Origin of the sequence: Acinetobacter sp. WCHA45 (assembly GCF_002165255.2) — a bacterium.
Lineage (GTDB): Bacteria > Pseudomonadota > Gammaproteobacteria > Pseudomonadales > Moraxellaceae > Acinetobacter.
Genome location: NZ_CP028561.1, coordinates 1,945,595 through 1,966,573 on the forward strand (window position 1 = coordinate 1,945,595; position 20,979 = coordinate 1,966,573).

Annotated in this window: 19 protein-coding genes; 8 read left to right on the plus strand and 11 right to left on the minus strand. The window is 38.9% G+C overall.

Annotated features, from left to right (window positions below):
* Positions 1-42 precede the first annotated feature (42 nt).
* The gene (pnuC, locus tag CDG55_RS10765) at positions 43-636 is read right to left on the minus strand and encodes a nicotinamide riboside transporter PnuC (protein ID WP_087537230.1); all 594 of its coding nucleotides are present in this window, start codon (positions 634-636) and stop codon (positions 43-45) included.
* A gap of 277 nt (positions 637-913) precedes the next feature.
* Here pnuC and CDG55_RS10770 point away from each other — a divergent pair, with 277 nt between their 5' ends.
* A complete protein-coding gene (locus CDG55_RS10770) occupies positions 914-2,518 on the plus strand; it encodes a CocE/NonD family hydrolase (RefSeq protein ID WP_087537231.1) in 1,605 nt (534 codons plus the stop codon).
* 29 nt (positions 2,519-2,547) lie between these two features.
* On the opposite strand, the gene CDG55_RS10775 is transcribed toward CDG55_RS10770, so the two are convergent.
* From CDG55_RS10775 to rlmE, 6 genes are all read right to left on the minus strand, one after another.
* Positions 2,548-2,862 carry a DUF5713 family protein gene (locus CDG55_RS10775; RefSeq protein WP_087537232.1) on the minus strand — a complete coding sequence of 105 codons (315 nt, stop codon included), beginning with the start codon at positions 2,860-2,862 and terminating at the stop codon, positions 2,548-2,550.
* Between the two features lie 111 nt (positions 2,863-2,973).
* Entirely contained in the window at positions 2,974-4,593 is a 1,620-nt protein-coding gene (locus CDG55_RS10780; RefSeq protein ID WP_087537237.1) for a vWA domain-containing protein, read from the minus strand.
* A 119-nt stretch (positions 4,594-4,712) separates the two neighbouring features.
* Entirely contained in the window at positions 4,713-5,567 is an 855-nt protein-coding gene (gene folP / locus CDG55_RS10785; RefSeq protein WP_087537233.1) for a dihydropteroate synthase, read from the minus strand.
* A gap of 101 nt (positions 5,568-5,668) precedes the next feature.
* A protein-coding gene (locus tag CDG55_RS10790) for an IS5 family transposase (protein WP_101495461.1) occupies positions 5,669-6,420 on the minus strand; the annotation gives its coding sequence in 2 pieces (ribosomal slippage) (positions 5,669-6,084 and positions 6,084-6,420; 753 coding nt in all).
* A 104-nt stretch (positions 6,421-6,524) separates the two neighbouring features.
* On the minus strand, positions 6,525-8,420 hold the full coding sequence (gene ftsH / locus CDG55_RS10795; protein ID WP_087536934.1) for an ATP-dependent zinc metalloprotease FtsH: 1,896 nt from the start codon (positions 8,418-8,420) through the stop codon (positions 6,525-6,527).
* Positions 8,421-8,556: 136 nt separating this feature from the next.
* Entirely contained in the window at positions 8,557-9,207 is a 651-nt protein-coding gene (rlmE, locus tag CDG55_RS10800) for a 23S rRNA (uridine(2552)-2'-O)-methyltransferase RlmE (protein WP_004660807.1), read from the minus strand.
* A 228-nt stretch (positions 9,208-9,435) separates the two neighbouring features.
* On the opposite strand from rlmE, the gene yhbY reads away from it, so the two are divergent.
* Both yhbY and CDG55_RS10810 read left to right on the plus strand, forming a co-directional pair.
* Entirely contained in the window at positions 9,436-9,762 is a 327-nt protein-coding gene (gene yhbY, locus CDG55_RS10805) for a ribosome assembly RNA-binding protein YhbY (RefSeq protein WP_004660805.1), read from the plus strand.
* A 5-nt stretch (positions 9,763-9,767) separates the two neighbouring features.
* On the plus strand, positions 9,768-10,304 hold the full coding sequence (locus CDG55_RS10810; RefSeq protein ID WP_087536935.1) for a DOMON-like domain-containing protein: 537 nt from the start codon (positions 9,768-9,770) through the stop codon (positions 10,302-10,304).
* A gap of 46 nt (positions 10,305-10,350) precedes the next feature.
* Here CDG55_RS10810 and CDG55_RS10815 read toward each other — a convergent pair whose 3' ends face one another.
* Positions 10,351-10,959, minus strand: a complete 609-nt coding sequence (locus CDG55_RS10815) for a hypothetical protein (RefSeq protein WP_005161718.1) — start codon at positions 10,957-10,959, stop codon at positions 10,351-10,353.
* A 360-nt stretch (positions 10,960-11,319) separates the two neighbouring features.
* On the opposite strand from CDG55_RS10815, the gene carA reads away from it, so the two are divergent.
* From carA to greA, 3 genes are all read left to right on the plus strand, one after another.
* Positions 11,320-12,459, plus strand: coding sequence for a glutamine-hydrolyzing carbamoyl-phosphate synthase small subunit (gene carA, locus CDG55_RS10820; RefSeq protein WP_087536936.1), 1,140 nt, complete (start codon positions 11,320-11,322; stop codon positions 12,457-12,459).
* A 14-nt stretch (positions 12,460-12,473) separates the two neighbouring features.
* Complete coding sequence (carB, locus tag CDG55_RS10825) at positions 12,474-15,707, plus strand: carbamoyl-phosphate synthase large subunit (protein WP_087536937.1); 3,234 nt, start codon at positions 12,474-12,476, stop codon at positions 15,705-15,707.
* 90 nt (positions 15,708-15,797) lie between these two features.
* The gene (greA, locus tag CDG55_RS10830; protein ID WP_087536938.1) at positions 15,798-16,274 is read left to right on the plus strand and encodes a transcription elongation factor GreA; all 477 of its coding nucleotides are present in this window, start codon (positions 15,798-15,800) and stop codon (positions 16,272-16,274) included.
* A gap of 101 nt (positions 16,275-16,375) precedes the next feature.
* Here greA and CDG55_RS10835 read toward each other — a convergent pair whose 3' ends face one another.
* Positions 16,376-16,858, minus strand: a complete 483-nt coding sequence (locus CDG55_RS10835) for a hypothetical protein (RefSeq protein WP_087536939.1) — start codon at positions 16,856-16,858, stop codon at positions 16,376-16,378.
* A gap of 483 nt (positions 16,859-17,341) precedes the next feature.
* Between CDG55_RS10835 and CDG55_RS10840 the strand changes: the two genes are divergently transcribed.
* Both CDG55_RS10840 and CDG55_RS10845 read left to right on the plus strand, forming a co-directional pair.
* Positions 17,342-17,965, plus strand: coding sequence for a CatB-related O-acetyltransferase (locus CDG55_RS10840; protein WP_087536940.1), 624 nt, complete (start codon positions 17,342-17,344; stop codon positions 17,963-17,965).
* Between the two features lie 210 nt (positions 17,966-18,175).
* Positions 18,176-18,613, plus strand: a complete 438-nt coding sequence (locus CDG55_RS10845; RefSeq protein WP_087536941.1) for a universal stress protein — start codon at positions 18,176-18,178, stop codon at positions 18,611-18,613.
* Positions 18,614-19,037: 424 nt separating this feature from the next.
* On the opposite strand, the gene CDG55_RS10850 is transcribed toward CDG55_RS10845, so the two are convergent.
* Positions 19,038-19,931: a neutral zinc metallopeptidase gene (locus tag CDG55_RS10850; protein WP_005161727.1), complete on the minus strand. Its 894-nt coding sequence runs from the start codon at positions 19,929-19,931 to the stop codon at positions 19,038-19,040.
* A 42-nt stretch (positions 19,932-19,973) separates the two neighbouring features.
* Positions 19,974-20,897 carry a DUF808 domain-containing protein gene (locus tag CDG55_RS10855; RefSeq protein WP_087536942.1) on the minus strand — a complete coding sequence of 308 codons (924 nt, stop codon included), beginning with the start codon at positions 20,895-20,897 and terminating at the stop codon, positions 19,974-19,976.
* Between the last annotated feature and the right edge of the window lie 82 nt (positions 20,898-20,979).

The window sequence follows — 20,979 nt, forward strand, 5'->3', positions numbered from 1 at the left end:
ATTTAAATCCTGTTAGAAATTTGACTCAATCAACGAAGCAGCTTATCGATTTGGATAGAAACCTATCGAATTCGCAAGTTGCTTGTGTTTGACTTGTTCCCATTGCCACCAACCATATGCAGCCAACAACACAAAAGCGGCATACAATCCTGCGGTTAAAAATAATTCTTTATAAATAAACATACCGACATAGACAATATCAACAAATACCCAAAGTACCCAAGTTGCGATATGTTTACGACTTGTCCAATAGGTTGCCAGTAAACTAAAAGCAGCGAGTTGGGCATCTAATAACGGTACAGCAGCATCGGTAAAATGTTTAAGCGTTAAACCAAACAATAATCCACCGATTGCTGCTAAACACATTTGCATCAATACCATTTTGGCTGCAATTGGTTCGATCCGAATCTCATGGTCTTGGCGTTTACCTTTCAGCCAATAATAAAAACCATAGAAATTAATCAGCATAAATAAGAATTGTAAAATCGTTTCGCCGTATAATTTAAAGGTGAAAAAAAAGTAAGCATATAAAATAAATGCCAAAAAATTAAACCACCAACACCACATATTCCGTTTTATCGTGAGCGCAACACCGATCACACTAATAATAACGGCAATAATTTCTAAAGAAGACAAGAGCAAACTACTTTGAAAATCCGAATGACAACATTATGGAAATATTCTTTATTTAAGCAAGCCAAAAAATCTTGATCTGATGCGCTTCTATTCGCCATATTTTTAAAGCTTTAACGCCAAAGGTTATTTTCACTCAAGCCCACATCGAATTAAATAGTATAAAACTGATAGGTCAATAAAATGACCTATCCTTTATAGTCTCAATCCGTTTCACACTGTAAACTACATACCATCCAATTAGAATTTCTCACAGATTTGCTCAAGGATGAAAGAATCTATGCGTTCAAATATTTTATGGCTTTGCTTTGGCATTTTTTTGCTATTACAAGGTTGTGTCAATGCGGCAATTCAACCTCAAAAAATTCAATCTCAACCAACAGAATTAAAACAACGTTATTTTCAAGCAAAAACAATCGCATCAGATGGAACAATCATTGCGTTTACAGTGTATCAACCACATTTAAAAGCAGGACAAACAGCTCCTTTGCTGCTACATACCCATGGTTTTGGTTTATCTCGAATGAAAAGACCAGAATTAAGCTTGTATGGTTTTTTACTTCCGACGGGTCAAGTAGCCAAAACAGCGTGGAAAAATGGCTATTGGGTCATCAGCTATGATCAACGTGGTCATGGAAATAGTCAGGGTAAAATTCGCTTAACCGATCCTGAAAAAGAAGCTCAAGATGTCATTAACATCATGAACTGGGCTGAAAAAAACTTGCCACAACTGGCACAAAATCAAAATGGTGTTCGTACAGGTATGATTGGCGAATCTTATGCAGGCGGTGTGCAATACATTGCTTCTGCTTTAGACCCTCGCCTACAAGCAATTGTACCAATCACAACTTGGCATGATATCGTCGATAGCCTTGTACCCAATGGCGTTCCAAAAGGAGATTGGCTGAGTTTCTTGAATTTGATTGGTGACTGGTGGAACTGGAATAAATTTGATCCCGAACTTAAACAAGCTTATCAAGATATCCAACAAGGTCAGTTGAAACAATCAACTTATGATTTACTAAAGACACATCAAGCTAGTTGGTTTTGTGAAAATGCTCAAGCGCCAAAAGCAGATGCGCTCATTATCCAAGGCTTTAGAGATGTATTATTTCCTTTTAATGAAGGCGTTAAAGCGGCTCAATGTATTCAGAAATCGAAGCATGAAGTCCATTTAATCGGCGTACAAGGCGGACATTTACAACCATTTGCACAGCGTTCCCCATTGGGTGATACTCCTTTTTGGTATATTGGGAAATCTGTTGCCTGTGGGAATCAAAAGCAATATAAATTACAAGACACGATCATGGGATGGTTTGATCAAAAACTCAAAGACCAAACTGCAACAATTGATTTACCAGAATTATGTGTCGACAAAAGTCCAGTCTATAAGTTCAAAGATTTGGATGCAAAAACACAATACACGTTAAATAGAACTTGGATTGAACCTCAGAATTCGCAAGCTGTGTTTGTTCCGATCCATACAATAACTGAATTGGCACATCTCACAGGTACACCACAACTCAATTTAAAGATCGAAACGCCAAATAATAAAGTAGAACCAACACTATTTATTTCTATGGCCATTAAATCTGAAAAAACGGGTAAATATGCTATTTTAAATGATCAAACAACAGCATTAAATCCAAGCAAAAAACATACTTTTGATCAAGTTATTTCTCATAAAAATTCAGCATCGAAAGGAAATCAAACTATTGAATTACCTAGTATTAATGGACGTTTAAACAAAGGCGATACTTTAGGCTTACTGATTCAGACCGAAAGTATTTATTATCAAAAAATTAAACAACCTAAAATTGAAGCATGGATTTCAGGTCAAATTACTTTACCTAAATTTTGGAGTGATATTTCAAATAAGGAATGATCATAATTTCTAAATATCGAGAGTGAATTTTACCACTCTCGATTTGCAATCAATTGTTCCATTTCAATCTCAAAATAACCTGCTTCTTGCACAATCATCATCATAGCTTCAGCAATGTAATCCGCAGCCGTATCATCTAAACTTGAATCTAGGTCTTCAAACTGAGGTTTCATCTCATTAATTGCGATTATTGTATGATGAGCAAAATGATATATTTCCGCTTCAGTTAAACCAGAACGACCCACCTTTTTGGAAAAGTGTTTAATCTGTTGTTTAACTTCGGCAACGAGAATATCAGGATAATATTCATCATCAAACATGGGGAGAAGGAGATCTTCGAACATAAATAAAATAATATGCCATTAAAACGCCATGCTTATAACATAATCTCATACAAATCACGATATTTAGACATAAAAAAAGCGATCTTTCCGACCGCTTTTTAAAAAGATAATTTAGTCTTTTTTAGCACTTAAATTTTTTGCGATCTTGGCAAGCTCTATAAATTCCTCACGCATTTGGTAAGGATCTGGTTTTGCAGATTGCTGGGCTAACTGAATAATTTGATCCCACCCCATAGCAGCATTGTATTGCCCACCTTTTAGCTGCTGGGCATAGGAAGCCACGGCAATGGCAAAACGAGTATCGCTATTGGCCTGAGCAAGGGACTTACTTTCAGCTTTTACAGCTTGGTTTAAAAGAATGCTCTTCTCTTGATTTGGCAATTTATAGCGCAAATTTACAAACGCATATTCAGATTTTTTCGTTGTATCTATTTTTGTCGATGCCTGATAACGTGAATCATTGAGCCAGCCTTGTTGTCCAACTGGAACGATTTCATAAATTGCCGTAACGTTATGCCCTGCCCCGATATCGCCCGCATCAACTTTATCATTATTGAAATCTTCCTGTTTCAACATCCGATTTTCATAGCCAACTAAACGATATTCTTTTACCGTAGCAGGGTTAAACTCCACCTGAATTTTTACATCCTGAGCAACCGTTGCCAGTGTTGACGAAAGCTGACGTTGTACCACTTTTTTCGCTTCATTTTTATTATCAATATAGCTGTAATTACCATCTCCTGCATCCGCCAGTTGCTCCATCAACTGCTCATTATAATTTCCTGTCCCAAAGCCCAATGTCGTTAAAGAAATACCACTTTTACGTTTCTCAACCACCATCCCTTTTAAAGTACTAAAGTCAGTAATACCTACATTAAAGTCGCCATCAGTTGCCAATAAAATGCGATTGATTCCATTGTTCACAAAGGCTTTTTCAGCTTGTTTATAAGCCAGTTGAATTGCCTGTTCGCCTGCGGTTGCCCCACTTGCCTGTAATTCATTAATGACGGTTAAAATTTTGTCTTTTTGATCACCAGAAGTGGGTGCTAAAATGAGTTTCTCACCACTAGCATAAGTAATAATCGTGACTTTATCTTGAGGTCGCAATTGCTCGGTCAATAATCTAAGAGTTTGCTTAACCAAGGGTAATTTATCTGGGGCATCCATACTACCGGAAACATCAACCAAGAATACCAAATTGGCTGGTGGTAACTGTTTAATTGCCAAGTCTTTGGCTTGAATCCCGATTTTGATCAGTTTGGCATTTTCTTTCCACGGTGAATCAACAATTTCAGTCGTGACCGAGAATGGGTGAATGCTGTTTGGCTGCGGATATTGATAATCAAAGTAGTTAATCATTTCCTCAGCACGAACCGCATCGACTGGTGGCAAACGCCCATCATTCAGGAAACGGCGGGTATTGCTATAACTGCCTGTATCGACATCAATGCTAAAAGTTGAAACTGCCTGATCTGCAACCCGATAAATAGGATTGACCTCATTCTTTTGATATTTTTCAGTATTCTGCTCTAGCCGCACGCTTTCTGGACTAGGCATTGCCGCCATGTACGCAGCAGCAGCAATCATCTTTCGGGTACTATCCGCTGCCATATTAGACATAACCAAAGATGCAGGAGCGACTACATGGCTACGTTCCTTTATGGGATTACCACAGGCGATCATCATGGAACTTAGCAAGGTTAAGGTCAGTATTTTTGTAGATTGATGCATCATAAAATCCCCCAATTTTTATGTCTTTTAAATGAATGACGAGATTGCAGTGATTGTATGCAAAAAGATAAAGATACATCGTATTGGAATGTATTTTTATCTTCATTATTTCTCTGTAATTATTGAGCTAAACTCATCGCATTCCAAACTTTTATCGCATCGCTTGTGGCTTTAACATCGTGCACTCGAACAATACTAGCGCCCTGCTGAATACTCAGTAGATGCCCCATGACACTTCCAAGCGCACGTTCCTGTGCAGGTACACCATTCAATGCCTCACCAATGAAACGTTTACGTGACAAGCCAGACAAGATTGGATACCCCATCCGATTCAGCTTCCAAAACTCATTGAGTAATCGAAAATTCTGTTGTGCGTTCTTGGCAAAACCGAAACCTGGGTCGATAATAATATTTTCTTTGCTTACTCCGACTGCAATTGCTTGATTAAGCCGCTGCTGTAATTCATGAATCACATCTTCAGTCACATCCTGATATTGATCCAACTGATTCATATTGGTCGGTTCACCACGCATATGCATCAACACCACAGGAATATTTAATTCAGCCGCCGTTTCTAAAGCTTGTGGACGAGTTAAAGCACGAACATCATTCCAGATATGCGCACCTGCTTTCACGGCAGCTCGAATCACCTCAGGCTGACTGGTATCAATCGATATGATCACATCATACTTGGATAATGCTTCCACCACAGGAATTACACGCTGAATTTCTTCTTCTAGCTCAACGGGTGATGCATTTGGGCGAGTTGACTCTCCACCAATATCAATAATGCTTGCACCCTCTTCCATCATCTGCAAAGCACGTTGAACCGCCTGTTCTTTATGATGATGCTGTCCACCATCACTGAAAGAATCAGGGGTGACATTGAGAATACCCATAATCTGTGGTTGGGATAAATCCAATGTAAAACGACCACATTGTAACTGCTGCTGTGGTAATGGCATCAACTGCATTATCAAAAAACTCTTAACACTTTACGAATCACTTTAGTTTAACAAGACTATTCTGTGAACATTGTTGATTTATTTTCAGGTTGGCTAGGGTTTGTTGAGAATTACCGAGAGTTAATTAAACTAGCGCACAATTGAATCATGGCTTCAAAACTCGTATCTGTTTTACAACTACGCATCGCTATACGTTTAAATTCTTTTAACTTACAGAAATAGTTTTCAATGAGATGACGCCATTTATACATAATCGTATCAAATGCTCTCATTACTTTTCGATTAGATTTGGGTGGGATCACCACTTTCACTTTACGTTCATTTAGTTCTTGAATCAGCCAATCTGCATCAAATGCTTTATCCGCTAGTAATGCTTGAAAATCAACATCTTCAATTAAAGGTTTGGTTTCTACTAAATCGTGATATTGACCAGGCATTAATCGAAACTTAATGAGGTTGCCTAGACTATCCACTAAGGCAAGAATTTTACAGGTCATTCCACCTCGAGATTTACCTATAGACTGTTTGAAAGTCCCCCTTTTGCACCTTGCCCATGTCGATGAACTTTAACAATCGTTCCATCAATCATGGCGTATTCCAAATCAACATCTTCATTTACAGATGCAAAAATAGTTTCAAATACACCAGCTTTCACCCAGTCACGGTATCTTTTAAAGACGGTATTCCATTTACCAAAATGAGGAGGTAGATCACGCCATGGACTGCCTGTACGGGCAATCCAGAGGACTGCTTCTAAGAATAATCGATTATCTTTTCCACTACGACCTCGATCGGTCACTTTACCTAGGCAAAAAGGTTCCATTTTTGCCCATTGGGCATCAGTAAGTATGTATCTATCCATAGTACTATTATAAATTAATCAGTTGCCTTTGTTAATTCTCAACAAGCCCTAAAATAAGAACAAAAAAAGAGCCGCTCTTTAGCGACTCTCTTTGATTTCAACCATTAACCCATTGCTGGTAATGGTGGTGGTGTAGATGGACCATCTTTTGGTGGTTCAAATGCAGCCACTGGATTTTCAGGAATATAGACCTTAGGTGGTTGTGGTTCACGACCTTCCATGATGTCACGGATTTGGTCACGATCGATGGTTTCCCATTCCATCAACGCTTTCACCATTGCATGTGCGATATCTTTGTTATTTTCCAAGATATCACGAGCAACTTTATATTGTTCATCTAAGATACGACGTACTTCTTCATCAACTTTTTGCTGAGTTGCTTCTGAAATTGTACGGCTACCCACATTACCAAAGAAACCACTTTGGTTTTCATCTTCATAAACCATTACACCAAGAGCATCAGACATACCATACTTGGTCACCATTGCACGCGCCATTTTAGTTGCACGTTCAAAGTCGTTTGATGCACCTGTCGACATTTGATTAATGAAAACTTCTTCGGCAATACGACCACCAAATAAGATTGAAAGCTCATTCAACATCTTATCTTTGTAATGGCTAGTTTGGTCTTGCTCAGGCAACTGCCAAGTTACACCTAATGCCCAACCACGTGGCATGATTGTCACTTTATGCACAGGGTCTGTACCTGGCAAAATTTCAGCAACAATGGCATGTCCAGCTTCATGGTAAGCCGTCGCACGACGTTCTTCTTCACGAATCACCATCGATTTACGTTCTGGACCCATGTAGATCTTGTCTTTTGCATCTTCAAAGTCATGCATATCGACCGTGTTTTTATTACGGCGAGCAGCAAACAACGCAGCTTCGTTGACTAAGTTCGCTAGTTGCGCACCTGAGAATCCTGGCGTACCACGAGCAAGGACTTTAACATCCACGCCTGTAACCGAAGGAAGTTTCTTCAAATGAACATTCAAGATTTGCTCACGACCACGGATGTCTGGTAAACCCACCATCACTTGGCGATCAAAACGACCTGGACGAAGCAATGCTTTATCAAGTACGTCTACACGGTTAGTTGCTGCAATGACGATCACACCCTCATTACCTTCAAAACCATCCATCTCAACAAGCATTTGGTTCAGGGTTTGTTCACGCTCATCATGACCACCTCCTGTACCAGAACCACGATGGCGACCAACAGCATCAATTTCATCGATGAAAATGATACATGGAGCATGACGTTTAGCTTGCTCAAACATGTCACGAACACGTGATGCACCGACACCAACAAACATTTCAACGAAGTCAGAACCAGAGATACTAAAGAATGGAACTTTAGCTTCACCTGCAATGGCTTTCGCAAGTAATGTTTTACCCGTACCTGGAGGACCAACCATCAATACACCACGAGGAATGGTTGCACCAAGACGTTTGAACTTAGAAGGATCTTTCAAGAAGTCAACAATTTCAACCACTTCTTGTTTTGCTTCATCACAACCTGCAACATCGGTAAACGTAATCTTAATCTGATCTTCAGATAACATTTTCGCTTTTGACTTGCCAAAACTCATTGGGCTGTTTTTGCCACCAGCGCCCCCACCCATATTACGCATAAAGAACATGAATAATAAGATGATCAGTAATACAGGGAAGCTAGCAATGAGAAGTTGCATCAAAATGCCTTGACGTTGTGGTGCAGTACCTTCAACGACTACATTCTGTTTATTCAAGCTTGGAAGCAATTCAGTGTCTTCTACTTGTGGACGAACCGTTTCAAAAGAAGAACCATTGGTTTTTTCACCACTAATGTTTAAACCGTCAATTGTGACTTGTTTAATTTGCCCAGCATTCACCGCTGCAACGAAATCAGAATATTTCATCGCTGCAGGCTTATTGCGGTCACTGACGTTGCTAAAAATCAAAATCAGAACACCGAGTATGATGAGCCACAATACGGCATTCTTGAAGTAATCGCTCAAGGCTTTATTCCCATATCAATCTAATTTGATCATACCTAATCTTGGCTGACCTTCACAAAAACAGCAATAAATTTGCGTTGCAAAAAACTTAAAAGGTACAAAATGCACAATTTTTAACAACTTGGCAAGTACACTTTTATTGCAATGCCTTTTTACGACCTTGACCAATCAAAAAAACTTCTTTTGATCGAGCACGAGATGCCGCAGGTTTGGCTGTTTTTAATACATCAAAACTATCAACAACTTGTTTTCTGAACTCATCAAATCCTGAGCCTTGGAACACCTTAACAATAAACTGTCCATTTGGGCCTAAAACTTTTTGAGCAAAATCCAATGCCAACTCACATAAGTAAATCTGGCGTGGTTGATCCACAGCCCTATTACCTGATGTATTGGGGGCCATATCTGAAATTACAACGTCTACTTGACGTCCATTTAAAATATTTAACAATTTTTCGAAAACTTCTTCTTCTCGGAAGTCACCTTGTAAGAAAGTCACATCTGGAAGAGCGTCCATTGCGAGAATATCTGAAGCAATCACTAAACCATTTGCGCCGACTAACTTACCTGCAATTTGTGACCAACTGCCTGGTGCTGCACCAAGATCGACAACGGTCATACCCGGCTTGATCATTTTATATTTTTCTTGGATTTCAAGTAATTTATATGCTGCACGAGCGCGATAACCTTCCTTCTGTGCTTTCTTTACAAAAGGGTCATCTAAGTGCTCTCTCATCCATGCACGACTGCTTTTAGACAATTTTTGATTGGTAATGCGTGTCGCCATAACTCACTAAATTTCAAAAAACTTCTGATTGGTCATTGTACGTTAAAATTACTCTCATTACAGTACGGTTGTAGTTCATTCACACGAACTTTTACAGATTTTTTCCGATTGTCATGATTGGCTATTTGCCTAATTTTCACATATTTGTTTCGAGTGCCTGTCTGCTAAATCTATCTTAGAAACGGGATGCAAGTTATACTAGGTCGTTTTCCCAATCAGGTATTTTTAATGGCGGCTTTATCTATCCATGAACGTAAGCGTTTACGTCAAATTGGTCATGCACTTAATCCAGTTGTAATGATTGGTGGCCAAGGTCTTACAGAAAACGTCATTGAAGAAACTCATCGCGCACTCAATGATCACGAACTCATTAAAGTGAAAATTGCAGGTGAAGATCGTGATGCACGTGCCGCAGTAATTGATGCGCTTGTTGAAGCAACAGGTGCTGAATCTGTACAGAAAATTGGTAAAATTGTTTTGCTTTATAAAAAAGCAGCAAAACAAAACCAGCATCTTTCTAATTTAGTTCGTTTTGCTCACTTAAGTAATAAGTAATCAAAATGGCAAGTTATGAACTTTCTGCTTTCGATCGCTTTAATGCTATTACTGTCGTTGGAGCAATTGAGCAACAAACACCAGCGACATTAAATGTTGGTTTTTGGGTTCGTGATCCCAATCAGTTTCTGATTTACCCAGATCAAGTCAAGGCTCATCCTCGCCAAGACTTTTTATGGGAGCAGACTTGTTTTGAGATTTTTATTGGTGTGAAAGATGAAGATTTTTATCGTGAAATCAATCTTTCTCCCTCTCAAGCTTGGCAAGCCTATCAATTTGAAGAATATCGCTTCCCAGAGGATATGCCGCCCGTTGCTGCATATGACATTGAGTTGAACCATTTGCAACGCACACATTATGGTTTAAATGTCAGTCTAGATTTATCTAAATTTATGCAACAGAATAAATTGAAATGGTCTGACTTATATCTAGGTTTAAGTGCGGTTTTTAATACCACTCAAGGTAATCACTATTTTGCAATGCAACATAGTAGCCCACAAGCTGACTTTCATAATAAACGCGATTGGTTACATCAATTCTAAAAAATAAAAAAGCGAGAATGATCTCGCTTTTTTATTTAAATACATGTTAGCTAGCGCGAACTTTATTCCAAGCTTCTACTGCTTGCTCTTTAGTGCGCTTAAAGCTACCAACCAAAGTATCTTTATGCTTCACTGAAATTTGACCAATATCATCTTTCAACTCTTTGCTGACCTTCGTTAAATCTTCAATTAAAGCATTTAACTCAGTTTTTAATGCATTCGTTAATTCAACTAAATTGCCTTGTGATGAATTCAGTTGAGTTTTAATAACATCAATACGCTGCAAAATATCTTGCTTAATTTGTGCAAGCTGATTTTGGATATTTTGGTTAAGTTCTTTCGCTTCCGCCTCAATTTTTTCTTGAGTTTCAGCTAATACTTCTTTCACTTGCTCTTGAGTCTCAGCAATGACTTCTTTCGCTTGTTCCTGAGTCTCAGCAATCACTTCTTTCGCCTTCGCTGTTTTTTCAGCCACAACTTCTTTCGCTTTTGCAGTTTTCTCAGCAACCACCTCTTTCACTTCTGCCGTCTTTTCAGCAACAGCTTCTTTAACTTCAGTGGTTTTTTCTGCAACAACTTCTTTCGCCTTCGCTGTTTTTTCAACCACAACTTCTTTAACTTCTTCAGTTGCTGGTGTCGTTTGATTATCAGCCATTGTGTTTCCCCTCTATATTGTTAGTTGATTTTTTGGCTAAATATAAGATAAAACGCTTTACTTTTAGACTATGAAAAAATTGTTAGACAATTTGCATAATATCTCATGATATAGATAGAAGAATGATTGATTTGGCAATAGACATAACAACAGCCAAACTTATAAAAGAAAAACTACAATTACTCGCTTTAACCAATAAAACAGATAGACTTTTGAACTACTCATGCGTATAATGCGCTGTTAAGTTACAAGCGAGCAGACTGGAAGGAGGGGCATGTTTTTAAAGACAGCCTACCTTTTTTTATGTCTTCTCGCTTTTTTACAGCCCTATTTTTGTGGTTTTAGTTCAGGAGCTTTGGTTTGAGCACCCCCGCCATTTTAGCCCTCGCAGATGGAACGATCTTTAAAGGAACGTCTATCGGTGCATCGGGAAGTACGACTGGTGAAGTCGTTTTTAATACAGCCATGACTGGCTACCAAGAAATTTTGACTGACCCAAGTTATGCGCAACAAATTGTGACGCTGACTTATCCCCATATTGGAAATACAGGCTGTAATAGCGAAGACGTTGAATCTGGTCGCATCCATAAAGTATGGGCGAACGGTTTAATTATTCGTGATCTTCCTTTATTACATAGTAATTTCCGTGCAGAACAATCACTCAGTGAATACTTGCAACAACATAATGTTGTTGCAATCGCTGATATTGATACACGTAAATTGACACGTATTTTACGTGACAAAGGTGCGCAAAATGGTTGCATCCTTGCTGGTGAAAATATCACTGAAGAAGAAGCAATTGCAAAAGCACGTGCATTCGGTGGTTTAAATGGTTTAGACCTTGCAAAAGAATGCTGTGATCCTGAAGGCTTTGAATGGACTGAAGGTTCTTGGACTTTAGGTCAAGGTTTTAGCCAACCAGAATTTAAATTTCATGTTGTTGCATACGATTATGGTGTCAAAACCAACATCTTACGTATGCTTGCAGACCGTGGTTGTAAACTCACTGTTGTGCCTGCACAGACCCCTGCTGAGAAAGTTCTCGCTTTAAATCCAGATGGCGTGTTCTTGTCAAATGGTCCTGGTGATCCAGCAGCATGTGACTATGCGATTGAAGCAGTAAAAACGATTGTTGAAACTACGACTTTACCTGTATTTGGTATTTGTTTAGGTCACCAAATTTTAGCACTTGCTTCTGGCGCGAAGACCATGAAAATGAATCATGGTCATCACGGTGCAAACCATCCTGTACAAAATCTTGAGAATGGTACAGTGATGATTACTTCTCAAAACCACGGCTTTGCTGTCGATGAGAGTACTTTACCTGCAAACTTAAAAGTGACACATCGCTCTCTGTTTGATGGTACAAACCAAGGTATTCATCGCACTGACAAACCAGCATTCAGCTTCCAAGGTCACCCTGAAGCAAGCCCTGGTCCACATGACTGTGCTCCATTGTTCGATCATTTCATCGAACTTATTGAAGCAGCTAAGAAGTAATTAAGGAGCGAATAATGCCTAAACGTACGGATATTAAAAGCATCTTAATTATTGGTGCAGGTCCAATTGTGATCGGTCAAGCATGTGAGTTTGACTACTCAGGTGCGCAAGCATGTAAAGCACTTCGTGAAGAAGGCTATCGTGTTATTTTGGTGAACTCTAACCCAGCAACCATTATGACTGACCCTTCAATGGCGGATGCAACTTATATCGAGCCAATCACTTGGCAGACTGTTGCTCAAATCATTGAAAAAGAACGCCCAGATGCAGTCCTCCCAACGATGGGCGGTCAAACTGCATTGAACTGTGCACTTGCATTAGATGCCAACGGTGTTTTAGAGAAATACAATGTTGAGTTGATTGGTGCGTCAAAAGAAGCGATTGAAAAAGCAGAAGATCGTAAACTGTTTGACATCGCCATGCGTAAAATCGGCTTAGAGTGTCCTCGTGCTGATGTTGCAGAAAGTATGGAACATGCACTGGAAATTCAGTCGCGTTTCGGCTTCCCAGTGATCATTCGTCCATCATTCACGATGGGTGGTTCTGGTGGCGGTATTGCGTACAATAAAGAAGAATTTATTGAAATCTGTGAACGTGGTTTCGATCTTTCTCCAACCAAACAATTATTGATTGATGAATCACTGATTGGCTGGAAAGAGTACGAAATGGAAGTTGTTCGTGACAAAAACGACAACTGTATTATCGTATGTGCGATTGAAAACTTTGACCCAATGGGCGTACACACAGGTGACTCAATCACTGTTGCCCCTGCGCAAACATTGACAGATAAAGAATATCAAATCATGCGTAATGCATCGGTTGCTGTTCTTCGTGAAATCGGTGTTGAAACAGGTGGTTCAAACGTTCAGTTCGGTATTAACCCGAAAGATGGTCGTATGGTTGTGATCGAGATGAACCCTCGTGTTTCTCGTTCATCTGCGCTTGCCTCTAAAGCAACAGGTTTCCCAATTGCGAAAATCGCAGCAAAACTTGCGGTTGGCTATACCCTTGATGAATTGAAAAATGACATCACTGGTGGTATCACGCCTGCAAGCTTTGAACCAGCGATTGACTATGTTGTAACCAAGATTCCTCGCTTCAACTTCGAAAAATTCCCGCAAGCTGAGCCTGTATTGACGACTCAGATGAAATCTGTGGGCGAAGTGATGGCAATTGGTCGTAACTTCCAAGAATCTGTTCAAAAAGCGCTTCGTGGTCTTGAAGTAGGTGTCAGCGGCTTTGATGAAAAAATCGAAGTTGGTACGGCTAATGCCAAAGACATCATCTTAAAAGAACTTAAAGTTCCAGGCCCTGAGCGTATTTGGTATGTAGCTGACGCATTCCGTCACGGTTTCTCATTAGATGAAGTGTTTGAAGCAACCAAGATTGACCGTTGGTTCTTGATCCAAATTGAAGATATCGTTAAAACTGAAACTCAAGTAAAAACTTTAGGTTTTGGTGATTTAAACGCTGATAATATCCGTTCATTCAAGCGCAAAGGTTTATCTGACCTTCGTATCGCTGACTTAATGGGTATTTCGCAAAAGCAATTCCGTAAACAACGTTGGAACTTGGGTGTATATCCAGTTTATAAACGTGTTGATACATGTGCTGCTGAGTTCGAATCAGGTACAGCTTACATGTATTCAACTTATGATGAAGAATGTGAAGCAAATCCATCAAGCCGTGACAAAATCATGGTCATCGGTGGTGGTCCGAACCGTATTGGTCAAGGGATCGAGTTTGACTACTGCTGTGTTCACGCTGCGCTAGCGATGCGTGATGACGGTTACGAAACCATCATGGTGAACTGTAACCCTGAAACTGTTTCAACTGACTATGACACATCAGATCGTTTGTACTTCGAACCTGTTACATTGGAAGATGTACTTGAAATCGTACGTACAGAGAAGCCTAAAGGTGTGATCGTACAGTACGGTGGTCAAACACCATTGAAATTGGCGCGTGCTTTAGAAGAAGCAGGGACACCGATCATTGGTACATCTCCTGATGCGATTGACCGTGCAGAAGACCGTGAACGTTTCCAACAAATGATTCAACGTCTACAGCTTCGTCAACCAAACAACAGCATCGTTAAATCTGCTGAAGAAGGTATTTCAGAAGCAGCGAAAGTGGGTTATCCGCTCGTTGTTCGCCCATCTTATGTATTGGGTGGTCGTGCAATGGAAATCGTTTATAACGAAGATGAGCTAAAACGTTACCTTCGTGAAGCAGTTCAAGCTTCAAATGAAGCCCCTGTCCTGTTAGACCGTTTCCTTGATGATGCAACTGAAGTGGACGTAGACTGCGTATCTGACGGTAAAGATGTTGTGATCGGCGGTATCATGCAGCACATCGAACAAGCAGGGATTCACTCAGGTGACTCAGCATGTTCGATTCCTCCTTACTCTCTTTCACAAGAAGTTCAGGATGAAATGCGTCGCCAAACTGTTGCAATGGCAAAAGAACTTGGCGTAATCGGCTTGATGAACGTTCAGTTTGCAGTAAAAGGCAACGACATTTATGTACTCGAAGTGAACCCACGCGCATCACGTACAGTTCCTTTCGTTTCTAAATGTATTGGTGAGTCTTTAGCAAAAGTTGCGGCACGTTGTATGGCTGGTCAATCTTTAGAATCTCAAGGATTCACTAAAGAGATCATCCCGACTCACTTTGCAGTAAAAGAAGCTGTATTCCCATTTGCTAAATTCCAAGGCGTTGATCCAATGCTTGGGCCTGAGATGAAATCTACAGGCGAAGTAATGGGTGTAGGTCAAACTTTCGGTGAAGCATTCTACAAAGCAGTACTTGGTTCAAACGAACGTTTACCAGGCTTGCCAACAGAAGGCGAAGTGAAGCATGCATTCTTATCAGTTCGTGAATCAGATAAGAAATACATTGCCAATATTGCTAAACAATTGATCGAATATGGCTTCAAACTTGTTGCGACGAATGGCACACATCGTGTTCTGAAAGAAGCAGGCATTGAGTGTGAAGCTGTCAATAAAGTCACTGAAGGTCGTCCACATATTGTAGACCGCTTGAAAAATGGTGAGATTCATCTTATTGTCAACACAACTGAAGGCAAACAAGCTCAATACGACTCTGCCATGATTCGTCGTGCTGCCCTACAAGGTAAAGTGTATTACACTACGACAATTAATGGTGCTGAGGCTGTTTGCCAAGCATTTTCTGTGAAATTGCCAATGGATGTATACCGCTTGCAAGATTTACAAACTGTAGGTTAATTCTTTACTGATAAGTCCCGTCACCTTATCGGTGGCGGGCTTTTTCTTTTTTTAATCCTGTATTTTCCCAACCAATTTAGAGGGACTGAAATGCAACGTTATCCTATGACTCCTGAAGGCAAGGTTGCCTTAGAGAAAGAATTACAACAGCTAAAAACAGTGGATCGCCCACGTATTATCCAAGCGATCGCGGAAGCTCGTGAGCACGGTGATTTAAAGGAAAATGCTGAATATCACGCTGCACGTGAACAGCAAGGTTTTTGTGAAGGTCGTATTCAGGATATCGAAGGCAAACTGGGTGCAGCTCAAGAGATTGATGTCAAAACACTTGAACAAAACGGTCGTGTTGTGTTTGGTGTTACAGTAACCATCGAAAACCTAGACACTGAAGAACGTAAAACTTATAAAATCGTAGGTGATGATGAAGCAGATTTTAAAATCAATAAAATCTCAGTGAACTCACCGATTGCCCGTGGTCTTTTAGGTAAAAGCGAAGGCGACGAAGTAAAAATTCAAACACCACAAGGTGAAGTTGAATACGAAATCGTAAGCGTGGAATATATTTAATTCCAAGTCACTGACCCCTCTATTTGAGGGGTTTTTCTTCTCAGTTATTTTTCTTTTGTTAGCTTTTAAAAGCTTAGTATTCATTTTCACTACTAAGAGTTTTAATCATAATCTATATTGCGAGATTTTAGAAATGAACGACTCTTTTCAATCTGTGGAATAAAACAATCTTTCATTCCAACCCTTTCATCATCCATAAAGATGCAAAGAAAAGATATCCAGTCGGTATCATCCAATCCTATTGCTTTATCAATGACTCGATCAAAAGAATCTTTTAGTTTATAAATATCTATCTCAGCTAAATATCCATACAAAATTCTAGAGCCAGGCCAATTTAGATCCATAAAACCTTCTAATAACTGATCTAAGTTTTCTTCTATGATTTCTCGTGGAAGATATGGAATCATCATCGTTAAATTTTCCCATTCAGAACCACCGTACGGTTGAATTAATGCAGAAAAATCTAACTCTTTATTTCTCAATTTTCCTTTAATTTCAAATGCTAAATCAATTAAATCATGTATATATAAAAGTTTTTCACCAATAATTTTTAAAATTGAACTTTCATTTATTGGTTCAATCATTAACATTTATCCTTTTGTTATCATTCAGATATTATGCATTTATAAATGAATTCAGTTCAATATTTTTTATTCTTTTCCTTTAAACCCATAATTTTATTACCAATAACGTCAATCAAATTAAATATGCAAAATTTACTCAATTATATCTAAAATGAATTTTTAACCGATTGAATAGTTCCTTTGTTTCAAAAGCATGCTATTTCTAAATACAATAAAAACGAATAGAGGAATGCAAAATCGACTGATCATTAGCATTATGTAAAGATTACTAGAATAATCCTATGGATTATTGTTGCAATCGTATGAGCTTTCCATAGCAATCTTATGACCAATGCGGTAAGCTGTATGCTATTCTAGACTTTGTATTTGCAAATCAAAATCAATGTTTGTTAATTTGGTTTTGGAAATTCTTCCTCAACTAACGCTCTCTCCTAATATAAAAGCTATAATAGCGCCGATTTCTTTTAGTATTTTGTCTTAGTTATGGATTCATTGATCAACTCCCCTGTTAAACATTGGTGTGAATTCGAATTTATTTCCAAAACAGTAAAAAATCCAAATATCCATATCAAAGGTAATTATTCTTATTATTCTGCTTATTGGGATCAGGGCTTTGAACGTTGTGTGGTACGTTATCTACATGACAAACCTGCTACACCTGAGAAACCAATAGACCAACTTCATATTGGTAACTTTGTGTGCTTTGGTGCTGAATGCGTGATTATGATGGGTGGCAATCAATTACACCGTCCTGATTGGATTTCGACCTTCCCTTTTGACACCCGTAGTTTCTTGCCTGCTGGTGATACCGTGATTGCCGATGGTTGCTGGATTGGTAGCCGCGCCATGATTATGCAGGGAGTAAAATTGGGTGAAGGTACTATCGTGGCAACAGGTGCTGTGGTCACCCAAGATGTACCGCCTTATGCAATTGTTGCTGGTGTTCCAGCCAAAGTGATAAAATATCGTTTTCCTGAACAAGACATCGAAAAACTACTTTCCCTCAAATTGTATGACTTAGATGAAAAGCAAATTTTAAAAATGCGTGAACAATTGCAGACGGATCAACTCGTAGAGTTATGTTCATATTTAGACCAAAGTCTATAATCTTTCCAAATCTAATATTCACCTTAATATTTAAAAAAAAGATTATTTTTTCAATGGATTGAATAATTAAAAACTACTTTAACATTTAATTATTCTTATAAAATTACTAGGTTTTATTATGCTACTAATAAGTTTAATATGAAAACATAGATCTTATTTTAAACAAAAATTTAGAAACAACTCAAAGTGCAATAATAAGGAGTAATAAACATGGCCTATCAAAAAATCTTGGTTGCAATTGATGACTCTGAAATCTCCGATAATGTCATTCAACAAGCGGCACAACTTGCAAAAGCCCTAAATAGTGAAATCACTGTGGTTGAAGTGATGGCTTTAGACCCATATTTGGCAGATGCATACCTTAGACTCGGTCAAAGTAATGAATTGATTGAACGTGTTCGTAGCTACGTTCAAGAAAATTTAACCAAAGCGGAAAAGAAATTTGAAGCTTTAGGATTGACAGTTGCAACTCAAGTGTTGGAAGGCTTCTCTGTAAATGGGGAAATTATCAGTGCTGCACAGAACTTAGGTGCTGATCTGATTATTATGGGATCACACGGTCGGACTGGTTTCAAAAAATTTATCTTAGGCAGCGTAGCTCAAAAAGTATTAGGTGAAAGCCATATCCCTGTTTTGGTCGTACGTTAAATATTCTGATTTTTAGTTTTAGAAGACATCGCAACCCTTATGAAACCTTAAGTTTCATAAGGGTTATTTTTTGATTATTGAGTTTTTAATTCAATAGGTTTTGCTTTTTGTAAAACTTCTTTTGGTAACTCAGTCGTAGAAACAATCGTCAGTGACTGTGTATTTGCTTGAATGTTTTCTTTCTTAAGATCATTCAGTACACCATTGGTATCTTTAGTACTTAAGGGCTTTTTTGCACACAGATTTAAAATGTAAAGCCCCCTAATTGAGCTAAATTTAAGGCCTAACTTGGGTAAGTGGGTCGACCTAATTGCGCAAATCTGTTGAGGACTGCTACGCGTGCATGAATCTCATTCACTTGGCTATCAAAATTCCTTGAGCAGAGTTTATCGCCTAATAATTTAAAAACAAATATTCATCGTTTTTACTTAAAAGTATCACATTGATTGATATCTCCAGATTTCAGACCTTGTTGAAACCAGTGCATTCGTTGTTCACTACTGCCATGTGTGAAACTATCGGGAACAACCTGACCTGTAGCTCTACGTTGTAAATAGTCATCGCCAATTTTCTCGGCAGCATCCATTGCTTCTTCAATATCACCCTGTTCTAAAAATTGAGTGCGTTGTTGATTCTGATGCGCCCAAATACCAGCAAAACAATCCGCCTGTAATTCTAAACGGACAGAAAGCTGATTTCCTTGTGTTTGGCTAGCTTGTGCACGTGCTTGCTGTACTTGACCAGAGATGCCCAATAGATTTTGAATATGATGCCCGACTTCATGCGCAATAACATAAGCCTGTGCAAAATCCCCTGCTTGATCTTGACGGGAAAGTTCTGTCTGATTCTGCTCACCAGAAATACCCATTTGCTGGCGCATATCTTTAAAGAAAGCAGTATCGATATAAACTTTTTGATCAGCAGGACAATAAAACGGCCCCATCGCTGCTTGTGCCCTACCACAAGCTGATTTATCGACACCGCTAAACAAAACTAAGCGTGGTGGCGTGTAAGTCATGCCAAGTTTTTGAAAAATCGGCGTCCAAGTATCTTCTGTATCCGCAAGAATAGTTCCAACAAAATCACTTGCCTCTTTCTGTTCAGCAGTTAAATTTTGTGGCGCAACACCCTGTTGTGAAGACTGAGCACTGGTAACCGCTTGAGTTGCTTGATAGGCTTGTTGTGGGTCTACTCCAAAAAACTTCCACGCAACAAATGCAACGATCAAACCTATAATACTGATACCACCTGCTTTTGCTCCGCCACCACCACGACGATCTTCAACATTGGTACTGACACGACGACCTTTCCAACGCATATTAACCTCACATATGATAATGATGGTGATTGAGCATTTTATTTATGCAGATGCTTTTGACCAAAATTTTTGAATAAGCATAACAACGATTAAGACAACAGCACCTGCAATAAAGCCGATTCCTAAATTAATCAAAGTTGGTGTTAAGGCACCAATAATTGAACCAAAACTTGGAATCAACTCTAAATGGTCTACGGTTTCTTCAGTAAAATGATGTAATAAAGGAACTGTATGCGAAATAATTCCACCACCTACCAAAAACATTGCAACCGTTCCAACAATAGATAATGTTTTCATTAGAATAGGAGCAAATGCGAGTAGACCACGACCTATTTTATTTTTAAACGCAGATGCTTGCTGTGTTAAATATAAGCCTAAATCATCAATTTTCACAATCATTGCAACAAAACCATAAACACCTACGGTCATTACGATTGCAATCACACTTAATACAGTCACTTTAGTCATAAATGCTGCTGTTGCAACTGTACCTAACGAAATCACCACAATTTCAGCAGATAAAATAAAATCGGTACGTATCGCACCTTTTACTTTTTCTTTTTCAAACTTGTCTAAATCTATTTCGATCTGTTCCAAGCTTTCATTGGCTTCCTCAGCTGTTTTTGCTTTTTTATGCTGGAGCATGTGTACAACTTTTTCTACTCCTTCATAACATAGAAATAAGCCGCCAATCATTAATAAAGGATTGATTAACCAAGGTGCAACTACACTAATTAGCAATGCTAATGGAACCAAGATAAGCTTATTAACGAAGGAACCCTTAGCCACGCCCCATACCACAGGCAACTCTCGATCTGCACGTACACCACTGACTTGCTGCGCGTTTAGGGCTAAATCATCACCCAACACCCCTGCTGTTTTTTTTGCAGCCATCTTACTCATTACCGCAACATCATCTAAAATCGTTGCAATATCATCGAGTAATAACAATAATCCACTCGCCATTTTTATTTCCCAGTTTGTATTTATTTCGCTATTGTAGAATTCCTCAATAAATTCACAACATTATTTTAAGAAAAAGTTTAAG

Coding starts and splice junctions, on each gene's coding strand:
- CDG55_RS10815 (WP_005161718.1), bottom strand. CDS start 10,959: ATGGCTGATAATCAAACGACACCAGCAACTGAAGAAGTTAAAGAAGTT.
- greA (WP_087536938.1), top strand. CDS start 15,798: ATGCAACGTTATCCTATGACTCCTGAAGGCAAGGTTGCCTTAGAGAAA.
- carB (WP_087536937.1), top strand. CDS start 12,474: ATGCCTAAACGTACGGATATTAAAAGCATCTTAATTATTGGTGCAGGT.
- CDG55_RS10770 (WP_087537231.1), top strand. CDS start 914: ATGCGTTCAAATATTTTATGGCTTTGCTTTGGCATTTTTTTGCTATTA.
- CDG55_RS10850 (WP_005161727.1), bottom strand. CDS start 19,931: ATGCGTTGGAAAGGTCGTCGTGTCAGTACCAATGTTGAAGATCGTCGT.
- rlmE (WP_004660807.1), bottom strand. CDS start 9,207: ATGGCGACACGCATTACCAATCAAAAATTGTCTAAAAGCAGTCGTGCA.
- folP (WP_087537233.1), bottom strand. CDS start 5,567: ATGCAGTTGATGCCATTACCACAGCAGCAGTTACAATGTGGTCGTTTT.
- CDG55_RS10780 (WP_087537237.1), bottom strand. CDS start 4,593: ATGCATCAATCTACAAAAATACTGACCTTAACCTTGCTAAGTTCCATG.
- CDG55_RS10845 (WP_087536941.1), top strand. CDS start 18,176: ATGGCCTATCAAAAAATCTTGGTTGCAATTGATGACTCTGAAATCTCC.
- CDG55_RS10840 (WP_087536940.1), top strand. CDS start 17,342: ATGGATTCATTGATCAACTCCCCTGTTAAACATTGGTGTGAATTCGAA.
- CDG55_RS10835 (WP_087536939.1), bottom strand. CDS start 16,858: ATGATTGAACCAATAAATGAAAGTTCAATTTTAAAAATTATTGGTGAA.
- CDG55_RS10810 (WP_087536935.1), top strand. CDS start 9,768: ATGGCAAGTTATGAACTTTCTGCTTTCGATCGCTTTAATGCTATTACT.
- CDG55_RS10775 (WP_087537232.1), bottom strand. CDS start 2,862: ATGTTCGAAGATCTCCTTCTCCCCATGTTTGATGATGAATATTATCCT.
- CDG55_RS10855 (WP_087536942.1), bottom strand. CDS start 20,897: ATGGCGAGTGGATTATTGTTATTACTCGATGATATTGCAACGATTTTA.
- yhbY (WP_004660805.1), top strand. CDS start 9,436: ATGGCGGCTTTATCTATCCATGAACGTAAGCGTTTACGTCAAATTGGT.